Genomic DNA, 11,120 nt, shown 5'->3' with positions numbered 1-11,120 from the left:
CTTCAGGACGCGAAATAGCAGCAAATCTCTTGGTGAGAAAATAATCCCCCATCTAGTGCTTGCAGTATTCTTTATGATTGCCGGGTCGGCATTCGCATGGGTTCTGTATCATTACATCAAGAATAGCTCCTAGGTCCCGCAATGTGATCTGATGCGTCCGGGCCGTCAGCGGGGTGCGTGGTGGCAACCAGGGCGGGACAGGCGGGCGATAGCGGCTCTGTTTCTCGCCTGGATCGTTGTCAGCCGCAAACCGAGGAGTGGAACGATCGGGAGCGACATGGGCTCGGATAGCCCCGGGCCGGTTTACAACGTCTCAGCCGACTCGGGGCCGTCGCCTTCTTCGGAGAGGTCGAAAGTGATGGCGGCCATGTTGGCTGCCCTCTCCATGGCGGTCAACCGCTCGATCTGGTACTTCTCATCCAACTTTCGGGCCTTCAGCCCCCAGGCTAGCGCCCGTGCCCGCATCCCGTTGTCACCCGTGACCACCGTGACGGGAGTTGGGGCAATGGCTTGCTGCAGATAGCAGGCACGGGAGACGATCTCGTCGTCGTTGTTCGGCAGCCGCAAATGTCCGGGCTCGTCCCGCATCACCTCGACAACAGTTCCCTCCGCGACCACGGCGTGTCCCTCGGTCTCGATTGCCGTCAGCGTCTCCTCAAGGAGAGCGAATACGGCCCGCGCGCGCTTGCGGACACTGGCACTCTCGGCGAACGACTTCTTGTCGATCTCGTCCACCACGACGTGGGGGATCACCACGACCGTGCCGGCTCCGAATACCCGTTGCCAGGGGATCTTGTCGTATCGCATGTAGTGCAGCAGGTCGTTGGTGTCCAGTACCACGGTCCGGACCTGGTGGCCCTGGTACCTCTGCTGCATCTCTCGCAGCTCATTGGCGAGCTCCATGAAGAACGTCCGCAGTTCCTGGAATTCTCGGTTTAGCAACTGCACCAAGCGTTGAGCGCCCGGTTCAGCGTGCACGATGGAGCTATACCGTTCCCCACGCATGCGCGCCGCGATGGATCGGTCGGCGAACACAACCGAGAGTTCCGTGGCGGCCTTCAGCGTCCATTCGTCGTACACTCGCCGCGCCCGCGATACCCCCTCATCCAACTCATAGCGCTGTGACCCGACCGCGCTCGGGGAGCTCATCTGATAGTGGGGTACGGAGATCTGGACATCGTTGAGGCCCTGCTGATTCAACGTGTCCAGGAACCTGATTGCCTCGTCACAGGTTGTGCCAGGCCTCAGTAGCATCGGTGGCTCCTTGCCTCCAGGGCCGTCAACACCGTTGAGGACAGCCCTAAGTCACATCGTCCCATTCTGTTGCAAGTCTCAGTGTGTCTTTGCGGAAGCTAGCTGTTCCGTGGCCACCGAACCCTTGGACGCCGAGTGTCGTGCCTGATCGTGGCGCGCATGAGAGGAGTTGAACGGCGAAGGCCGCGGACTTGGATGGGAGGCAGCGCAGGTCAGTTCGGCGAGCTGCTCTCGTCGATATTGGTCGCGGCAGCTCGGCGGAATGACCGGACGACCGTCTCAAGGCCACGCGCAGGGGCTATATGTTTCGAAGCTCCGTGCAGACGGAGCCAACGGGGTAGAAGGTCCGAATGCGCTGCTGAATGTCGATACTGTTACGCCTTCCACGGCCATGGGCGGGTGAGCATATGTCTGCCAGGTCTGGGAGAACTCGCCGTGTCGGGAGAGGGCTTGTACGGTCTTCGGGTCGTGCTGGCCGCAGGCCCCGAGCCGCGTTGTGTAGAAGTGCTTGAGGTCGTGGAAGCGCGTGCCCGGTGGCAGGTCGGCGAGTTGAAGGGCGATGTGCCACTTCCTGTTGAGGTCGGTGCGCTGGACAGGTCGGCCGAACCTGTTGGTGGTCAGCAGTCCTTCGTCCGGTGCACTGCAGTGACCGGCGGATAGCTGTCCGCCCGCAGCACGAGCCCGCGTGGCCGGATGGCCGAAGCGGGCAAGGTGATCGGTCAGGCGCTCGATGAGGAAGCGGTCTACCGGCAACGTCGCATAGCTCGCCTTTGTTTTGAGCGGTGCTGCGCGGCCGCGCTGCCGTTGCTCGCTGATCTGAAGAAGATTTGCGGACCAGTTCACTTTGGATGTCTTGAGGCCAAGGGCTTCGCCTGTACGCAGGCCTGCGCACGCAGCGAGCCAGACGAGGATTTCGTAGCGAGGTTCTACGTGTCGCATGGCGGTCGCCAACGCTGCTACCTGTTCTTGGGTCAGGGCGATTGTGACCCGCGGGTCGCAATCCGGTAGTTCGATGCGAGAGACGATGTTCGATGGCAGCGGGACGTCTTCGTCGAGCATGTAGCCGATCAGGATGCGCCAGGTCTTGAAGACTTGGATGACCGTGTGCGGGGAGTCGATGCCGGGCTTCTCCAGGAGGTAGTCCACGAATGCGGTGGAGTCCCTTCGCCGCAGCGTGCGGGAGACGCGGTTGCCGATGAACGGCAAGACATGGTTGCGCAGATGGCTGTCGTACGTGTCGACGGTATTGACCCTTTTATTGCGCCGCCGCTTGCGGTCAATCATCTGCGTTGCGAAGTACTCGACGTTGCGGTTGCCGGCGTCCAGATGGCTCCAGGTGTTGCTGCGGATGGCTTCGTTTACTTGTTCGAGGTAGGTGCGCGCATCCTCATAGGCGGTGAATCCGGGGCTACGTCGTCGGCCGGTGGGGTCCGTGTATCGGGCCTGCCAGCGTCGGCCCCGCCCGTGCTCTGCCGACGGCGACAGGGATTGATCACCCATGTCGCAATCGCAGAGTGTGTCGCTGTGTCCTGGTTGAGGGTGCTCGAGATGCCACCGGTCGTACGGCGCGAGGCGGGTCTTCTCGTCGGGCGCGGGGCAGGTTCGTTCGCGCCCAGAGCTTGCTGCGGCAGCGCTGGCCCGCGGCGCACGCGAATACCTTGTGGTTTCCACGGTCGGAGCATTTCCATAACGCAGCGTGATTATGCACAGCTGTTCATGGCCTCACGGCGACGAGAACGGTCGAGTCACTGTGTGTCATCCGCAAGCCCCGACCTGCCCGATCCCCAGCTACTGGCCATCGGTATGCAGATCCGCCGACTACGCGAGGAACGCGGATACAGCCTGGAACAGCTCGCCGAGCGTAGCGGCCTGAGCTTTCGCGGTCTGATCTACATCGAGCACGGTCAGCGAAACGCGAGCACGCTCACCCTCTTGCGGATCGCATCAGGACTTGATGTCCATCCAGGGAAACTGTTCGATGGCCGCTCGCACGATGCCACCGACGGACTTGCACCGGAGATATAGTCGAAGCTGCAGTGGTCGTCTTCCGAGCCTGAAGCGGCTACTGATGCCGCTCCCGCGCATCAGCCACGCGACACGTGTGGTTGACCCGGATCTCGTCGTTGCAACCTGGCGGTCACTCACGGAACTTCCGGCACGGGGACCAGCGTGTACCGTCCGCAACCGGGCTGTCCACCGGGCGTCGTGGGCCGCCGTTGTCGCCCGCATGGGTCGAGGAAGAGGCCTACCCACGGCATATTGGAGCCCCTGAATCGGTGCGACGGCGGTTCTGTTCCGGATGTGGTGAGAGCTCAGACTTTTGAGATCAGGGCGTTCCATCGGTGGCGGCTGCCACGCTGGGATACAACTGGTCACATGGATCTCTGGCAGAACTCTGATACCTGCCAGGATGCAGCGAGCGACAGGCGATCCGGGAGCGAAAGTTGGCACGGGTGAGTATCGAAGAGGTCATCGAAGCGGACCAATTCGTACAGGACGCGACGGTGCCGACCGTGGGCCAGTTGGTCACGGTACGTAATCGAAATTGGGTGGCCACGGCGGTCGAGCGCTCTTCGATTGCGGTTGAGCAGCCGGGCAGTCCGCTGCTTGCCGAGGCGCAGCACCTGGTTTCCCTGGTTTCGGTGGACGGCGACTCCGGTGACGAGGAGCTGCGCGTCCTTTGGGAACTCGAGCCCGGTGCCACGGCCCGTGAACAGCACGCCCTCCCCTCCCCGGCGAGCGGGTTCGACGACCCGGCGAAGTTGGACGCTTTCCTTGACGCGGTGCGCTGGGGATCGGTGGCCACAGCGGACAAGACGTTGCTGCAGGCACCCTTTCGCTCTGGTGTGAAGCCCGAGGACTACCAGCTCGACCCAGTGGTGCGGGCGCTGCAAATGCCGCGTACGAACCTGCTGATCGCTGACGACGTCGGTCTCGGTAAGACCATCGAGGCGGGTCTCGTGATGCAGGAGCTGATGTTGCGGCACCGAGCGCGGACAATGCTGATCGTGTGCCCGGCTTCGCTCACCCTGCAGTGGCGCGATGAGATGCGGGACAAGTTCGGCCTGGGCTTCAAGATCGTGGATGCGGAGCTCCTGAAGGAACTGCGCAGGTCTCGTGGGCTGTATGCGAACCCGTGGACGCACTACCCGCGGTTGATCGTGTCCATCGACTGGCTCAAGCGCGAGCGCCCCATGGCGCTGCTGCGCTCGATCCTGCCGGCGGTGCCGCAGTACCCCCGCACCTTTGACCTCCTAGTCGTCGATGAGGTGCACACTTGCGCGCCCTCGGGGTCCGGGAAGTACGCGGTCGACTCACAGCGCACTGACGCGATCAAGACTTTGGCCCCGCACACCGAGCATCGACTTTTCCTCTCGGCGACCCCGCACAACGGCTACCTGGAATCCTTCACCGCCTTGCTGGCACTGCTGGACGGCCATCGCTTCGCCCGAACCCTGGAGCCCTCGGAGGAGGCCAAGGCTCAGGTGATGGTGCGGCGACTGAAGCGTGACCTGCCGCCGAACTGGGACGGCAGCCCGCGCTTCCCGGAACGCGACCTGGATCATCCTCTGGAGGTCGCCTACGACGCCGCCACCCGCGACGCGTACGCGAAACTCGACCAGTACGCGCAGTCGCGCCGCGAGACGATCTCCGGCCAGCTGACCTTGGAGGGCAGCGCGCCGAGCCGGGCTGCGGATTTCGTCGTCACACTGCTCAAACGCCGTTTCCTGTCCAGTCCGAAGGCCTTCGCCAACACGGTGGACACCCATCTGAAGACGATGCTTTCCCGCGAGAAGAACAACGAGGCCGAGCGGGATTACGACCGCGGCGCGTACACGGTGGCAGAGAAGGTCCTCGCCAGGATGATCGGGCAGTTGGACGAGACCGCCGAGGACGACGCCGCCTTCGCGGAGACAGCACAGGAGGCCCTTGCCACAGCTCGCCGGTTCGCCCCGGAGCTTTCCGCGGCCGAGCGAAAGTTGCTGGAGGACCTGCGCGACTGGGGGGACCGTAATTCGGAGAAGGCCGACGGCAAGTTCACCGCATTCCTTGGATGGCTGCGCGGCATCGTGCAGCGAAACGGGATCGATGGGGTGAACGGCAGCTGGGACGGTGAACGGGTGATCGTATTCACCGAGTATCGGGACACCCAGCGCTGGCTGTACGAACGACTCATCAGCGCCGGCGTGCCGAACGAGGCGATCGCGCAGCTCTACGGCGGCCAGGACCGCGACGAACGCGAGCGCGTCAAGAACGTCTTCCAGGACGACCCTGACATCGATCCGGTGCGGATCCTTCTTGCCACCGACTCCGCGAGCGAGGGCATCAACCTGCAGAACCACTGCCACCGCGTCCTGCACTGGGAAATCCCATGGAATCCCAACCGCCTTGAACAGCGCAACGGACGAGTGGACCGGCATGGACAGACCGCGGCGAAGGTCGAGATCGTCCACTTCGTTCCGCAGGGCTGGGACAGGCAGCGCGAGGAGGACTCCGGGTTCACCGAGGGCACCTTGGAGGACGCGATGGCGTTCCTCGGCGTCGCGGTGCGCAAGGTGGAGCAGATCCGCACCGACCTCGGCAGCGCCGGCGAGGTGATCGCCAGCCAGGTCGAGCAGAAGATGCTCGGCAAGCGGTCCAGTTGGCAAGTCACCGACAGAGAAATCCAAAGCCTGGCCGGCAAGGCCGTACTGAAGATCGAACGGAACCTGGCGCACGACCTGCAGCAGGCCCAGGAACAGCTCACCCGAACGCGCACTGAACTGAACTTGAACCCGGACACGATCGAGCGAGTCGTACGCACCGCGCTGCGGTTGGCCCACAAGAAGGATCTGATCGAGACTCCGTCACCGAGGGGAGTCAAAGCGCGCTGCTTCAAGCTCCCGGAGCTGAAGGAGGGCTGGGCGCAGGCGCGCAACGACGGCCTGCGGCACCCTGTCAGCGGCAAGGAACGCCCCGTCACCTTCGACCAGGACTATGCCGGGCGCACCGACGTGGTGCTGCTGCACTTGAACCACCGCCTGGTCGATCTGTGCCTGCGCCTGCTCCGCGCCGAACTGTGGTCACAGGGTGAGCACAGCGCGCACCTGACCCGCGTCACCGCACGAATCGTCCCCGGCGACCTGCTGCGCAACCCGGCAGTGATCGCGCACGGCCGCGTCGTACTCACCGGCAACCGCGGTGTGCGTCTGCACGAGCAGATCGCCCTGGCGGGCGGATCGATCGAGCACGGCAAGCTGACTGTGGAGAAGAGCCCGGACGTGCTGGAACACTGGCTCACCGCCGCTTCGCAGGACGCGCCGCCGCCCGAATTCCTCGACCGACTCGCCGCCATGTGGGGGACGCTGGAGACCCCGCTCGGCAAAGCGCTACAGACCGAGTCGAACAAGATCGCGCGCAAGCAGCGCAAAGTCCTGGACAAGCGGTGCGAAGAGGATGTCAAGGCGATGCAGTCGGTGCTGACCGAGCTGGAACGCAACATCCGGGAATCCCTGACCGCGAATCCGCTCTGGCGCCAGGATTCCCTGCTCGCACCCGATCCGGAACGAGAGCAGCTCAAGAAGGACCACACGGAACTGGAGGCTCGCCTCGCCGCCGTTCCTGAACAGCTTGTGTCCGAGGCAGCGGCACTGCGCCACCGGTACGCGGATCCGGTCGCGCGCCGCTTCCCTGTGGCGGTCACCTTCCTCGTCCCCGCCTCCTTGACCGTAGCTGCTACCTCACACCAGGCAGGCCACTGATGTCAGCGCATACCCGCCTCCCGAAGCCGAAACAGCAGACTCCGATCGAGCAGCACGCCGAGTGGCTCAACCTGCTGCGTGCCGATGGTCCGTTCCTCACCGCGAAGATCCTCGCGGAGGCGTTTCCACAGGGCCTTGATGTTGTCGACACTCCCGCGCGCGCCCGGCTGAGGCAGGCGTGGGCCGAACTCCAAGCCGAACCAGCGACATTGTGCAGCGCATGGCAGCACCTGGTCCTGGAGGAACTGCTCGGCTACCGCGGCCAGGCACTGCGCCAGGGCTCGATGCTGCCCCGGGAACTGACCGACGGTCCCGGCATCGCCCCCGATGCGCTGCTGATGGGTCCGGCCGACCCGACCAGCGGTCTGCCCAGCGCGGCCGAACGCGCCCTGATCTACCGCCGTCCGTGGGGCGACCCCCTCACCCGCGCTGTGAAGGGCCTGCCGTCGCTGGCAGAGCAGGCTGCCGAGCTGTGCCGTCGCCGTGCTGTCCCCCTCGCACTGCTCACCAACGGCACCCTGTGGGTCCTCGTCCAAGCCCGGCCCGGAGCGCCTACGTCAGTGGCGGTTTTCGACGCGGATACCTGGTTCGAAGAACCCCTGCTGCTGCGCGCCTTCACTTCGCTGCTCGGTGTCCGCAGCGCCGCGATCTCGGCCAAGGATCAGGAGGGCAAGGACACTGATTCCCTCGCGGCCCTGTTCACTCGCACCGCCGACGACACCACTGCTGTCACCAAGACCCTCGGCAGGCAGGTCCGTGCGGCCGTCGAACTCCTCGTCGCAGAACTTTCCCGCCTTGACCGCGAGGCCGACGGCACCGTGCTGGGAGATGTCGCCCCCCGTACCGTGTATCGCGCCGCGCTGACCGTCATGATGCGGATCGTCTTCCTCCTCTACGCGGAGGAGCAGGGGTTGCTTCCGGCAGATGACGAGCTGTACGCCGACTCGTACTCGGTCACAAGGCTCTACGACCGCCTCGACCAGGACGACGCGGACATCGCGGACCGTTGGAAGGCTGCCTGGCCCACGATGCTTGCCACCTTCCGAGCCATTCATGGCGGTGCCCGGCATCCGGACATGTGGATCCCGGCCTACGGCGGATCGCTGTTCGATCCGCAGCGGTTTGCGTGGCTGGAACGGCTACAGGTCACCGACCGTGTCGTCTTCGCCATGCTCGACGCGCTGATCAAGCTCAAGCGCACCACGTCGGCGGGCAAAGTCACGTCGACGGAACGGCTGTCGTACAAGGGCCTTGACGTCGAACAGATCGGCCATGTCTACGAGGGCTTGCTCGAGCACTCTGCTATTCGGCTCGACGAGACACGCCTTGGACTCAAGGGCAAGGCCGGCGTTGACGCCAAGCTGACCGATCTTGAGACGTGGAGCGCCGCGGGCCACCTTCAGGTCGAGACGGTCAAGCGTGCCGGCCTGACCCCAAAGCAGTTCGCCGCCGCGCTCGCGACCGAACCAAAAGGCGCACAGATCGGCACCCTTGACGCGGCCTGCGACAACGATCCCGAGCTTGCGGCCCGAGTCCGGCCGTTCTACGGCCTGCTGCGCTCAGACCTGCGTGACGAGCCGGTCGTTCACCCTGCCGGGACGGTCATCGTCACGCAAGTCGGCGACCGGCGCGACTCGGGCACTCACTACACGCCACGTGTCCTCGCCGAAGAGATCGTCCTGCACACCCTTGACCCACTCTGCTTCTCACCCGGTTCCCCGGACGGCATCCCGCGACCCGCCGATGGAATCCAGCCGCCCGAGTGGCGGGTGCGTCCGGCATCGGAACTCCTGGCACTCAAGGTCCTGGACCCTGCGATGGGTTCCGGCGCGTTCCTCGTATCGGCATGCCGGTACCTGGCAGAGCGGGTCGTAGAGGCGTGGGACCGCGATGGTCTGCCGGCTGCAGTCACCGCTCGTCTCGGCGAGAACCGAGAGGACCGCGACGCGAAGCTCCTCGAAGCCCGCCGCATGGTTGCCGATCGCTGTCTGTACGGGGTCGACATCGATGAGATGGCGGTGGAGCTCGCCAAACTCTCACTGTGGTTGGTCACCCTCGCGAAGGGCCGTCCGTTCAACTTCGTGGACCACGCGCTGCGCTGCGGGGACTCGCTTATTGGTTGTCTTACGGCGGACCAGATCGAGGCGTTCCATCTCAACCCGAGCGAGGGCCACCGGCTCAATGCCCGCCTCAACAGTGAAATCGATAAGATCACGGGTCCGCTGCTCGCCCAAGCAGCGGAACTGCGCCGGGACATCGAGGAGCACGAGGTCTTCGACATCCGAGATGCTCGGACGAAGGCTGCGAAGCTCGCTGAGGCCGAGGCGCTGACCGGGCAACTCCGCCTCGTTGCGGACGCTGTAGTTGCGGCGAAACTGTCCACCGCGACGACCAAGTCCGATGACGCATACGACAACCGCCTCGCTTTCATCGCTGAACTCGTCGAACAGGCGCTACTGGGAGATAAGTCCGCAGCGACCGAGGCCCGGACCGTCGTCGACGGCTGGCTTCTCGGCCCCAGCGGCGGACCACGCACGGCGCCGCTGCGTCCGCTGCACTGGCCACTCGAATTTCCCGAAATCATGGCCGATCCCGTTCGCGGCGAGCACCGCTTCGACGCGGTGGTGGGGAACCCTCCGTTCTCGGGTGGTGTCCAGACTAGTGCGCGTATCGGCAAGGATAGTTTGAGCTACATTGGCCAAGTAATTGCTGGCGGCCATACAGCAGGCGGGCGCGCCGATCTGTGTACTTATTTTCTTTTGCGAAATCTCCACCTCGCAACAGCTCGACGCGCTGGAATCATCGCGACGAACTCCATCGCTCAGACCGACTCACGGGAAGTCGGCCTAGATCGGATTGTGGCGCACGGCTGGCAGATCGGCCGCGCAGCGAAGTCACAACCATGGCCTGGTGAGGCTGGCGTGTATGTCTCGCTAGTGTGGATTGGTCTCGATGGTGCAGCCGAACGACCCGTGCTTGAGGGCAGGGCTGTGCATAAGATCTCTCCGGACCTTACGTTGCCATCCCGGGTTGCTGGAAGGCCAAAGAAGCTTTCTGCCTCGACTGGGCAAGTCTCGGTGGGCTGCCAGGTAACTGGAGCGGGTTTCTTGCTTGAACCAGCCGAAGCACAGGCGTTGATCGCGAAGGATGACAGGAACAGAGAGATCGTTTTTCCGTATCTGATCAACGATGAGGTGAACGGTCGACCCGACTCTTCGGCAACGAGATGGGCAATCGACTTCAATGAAATGCCAGAGGAGGATGCGCGCTTTTATGGAGACGCCTTTGCGATCCTCGATGAAAGAGTTCGGCCTGAGCGGCAGCGTAAGGCCGCAGATGGCAGCTTCAAGTTGCGCAATCCGCTTCCTCAAAGATGGTGGCAATATGCAGAAAAGCGTTCTGCTATGCGCACGGCGGTCGCTAGCCACGACCGTGTCCTCGTAATCGGGCGGCACAGTAAGTACGGCCTGCTCAGCATTGTTCCCAATGGTCAGGTTTTCTCGGACTCTATGGTCGTTTTCTATACCCCCGACTGCACAGCCATGCTTGCGCTCCTGACCAGTGCTTGGCATTTCAACTGGTGGACTGTCAAGGGTGAGTCGACACTCGAAGCGCGGCTCCGCTACACCCCCTCCGACGGCTTCGACACCTTCCCCCAGCCGGGACTCACCCCCCGCATCCGCGCAGCCGGCGAGGATCTGGACACATACCGCCGCCACGTCCAACTGACGCGCACACCGCAGCTCGGCATGACCGACCTCTACAACGAGGTTCACAACCCGGCGAACCGCGACTCCGACATCCAGCGCCTGCGCGAGATCCACGTCGAGATCGACGAGGCTGTCTCCGAGTCCTATCTCGCGCACCCCATGGCCGCACGATTCGGCTGGACGCCGCTCGTCCTGAACCACGATTTCCACGAGACCGTGCACGGCCTGCGCTGGACCGTAGACCCGGATGTCCAGATCGAGATGAACGACCGCTTGCTCGAGCTCAACCACGCGCTCTACGACGACGAAGTCCGCCGCGGTCTCCACAACAAGAAGGGCTCCGCCAAGCCGAAGAAGACCTCCGCTCCCAAGCTGGCCTATGACCCTGGCGATGTGATCTGGTAGCGCCGTCCGC

General features: G+C 63.9%; 5 protein-coding genes. 3 read left to right on the top strand and 2 right to left on the bottom strand.

Going from position 1 to position 11,120, the window contains the following annotated elements:
- Positions 1–303: 303 nt before the first annotated feature.
- Together O3W51_RS31920 and O3W51_RS31915 are read right to left on the bottom strand one after the other, a co-directional pair.
- Positions 304–1,254 (bottom strand): PIN domain-containing protein, encoded by a 951-nt coding sequence (locus tag O3W51_RS31920; RefSeq protein ID WP_269287935.1) that lies wholly within the window; start codon positions 1,252–1,254, stop codon positions 304–306.
- A gap of 279 nt (positions 1,255–1,533) precedes the next feature.
- Complete coding sequence (locus O3W51_RS31915) at positions 1,534–2,754, bottom strand: tyrosine-type recombinase/integrase (RefSeq protein ID WP_198357969.1); 1,221 nt, start codon at positions 2,752–2,754, stop codon at positions 1,534–1,536.
- 252 nt (positions 2,755–3,006) lie between these two features.
- On the opposite strand from O3W51_RS31915, the gene O3W51_RS31910 reads away from it, so the two are divergent.
- The 3 genes from O3W51_RS31910 to O3W51_RS31900 all read left to right on the top strand — a co-directional run bounded on the left by O3W51_RS31910 (position 3,007) and on the right by O3W51_RS31900 (position 11,110).
- Positions 3,007–3,279, top strand: coding sequence for a helix-turn-helix domain-containing protein (locus tag O3W51_RS31910; protein ID WP_269287934.1), 273 nt, complete (start codon positions 3,007–3,009; stop codon positions 3,277–3,279).
- Between the two features lie 428 nt (positions 3,280–3,707).
- A complete protein-coding gene (gene drmD, locus O3W51_RS31905; protein ID WP_269287933.1) occupies positions 3,708–6,995 on the top strand; it encodes a DISARM system SNF2-like helicase DrmD in 3,288 nt (1,095 codons plus the stop codon).
- A complete protein-coding gene (locus O3W51_RS31900) occupies positions 6,995–11,110 on the top strand; it encodes a DNA methyltransferase (protein WP_269287932.1) in 4,116 nt (1,371 codons plus the stop codon). Before drmD ends, O3W51_RS31900 begins: the two co-directional genes overlap by 1 nt.
- Positions 11,111–11,120: the final 10 nt, after the last annotated feature.

This window comes from Streptomyces sp. H39-C1, from assembly GCF_027158125.1.
Taxonomy (GTDB): domain Bacteria; phylum Actinomycetota; class Actinomycetes; order Streptomycetales; family Streptomycetaceae; genus Actinacidiphila; species Actinacidiphila fildesensis.
Note: the sequence above shows the minus strand (reverse complement) of the source record. Positions and strands in the feature narration are given on the sequence as shown.

Excerpts from the sequence above, each read along its gene's own strand:
- O3W51_RS31920 (WP_269287935.1), bottom strand. The coding sequence starts at position 1,254 with ATGCTACTGAGGCCTGGCACAACCTGTGACGAGGCAATCAGGTTCCTG.
- O3W51_RS31915 (WP_198357969.1), bottom strand. The coding sequence starts at position 2,754 with ATGGGTGATCAATCCCTGTCGCCGTCGGCAGAGCACGGGCGGGGCCGA.
- O3W51_RS31900 (WP_269287932.1), top strand. The coding sequence starts at position 6,995 with ATGTCAGCGCATACCCGCCTCCCGAAGCCGAAACAGCAGACTCCGATC.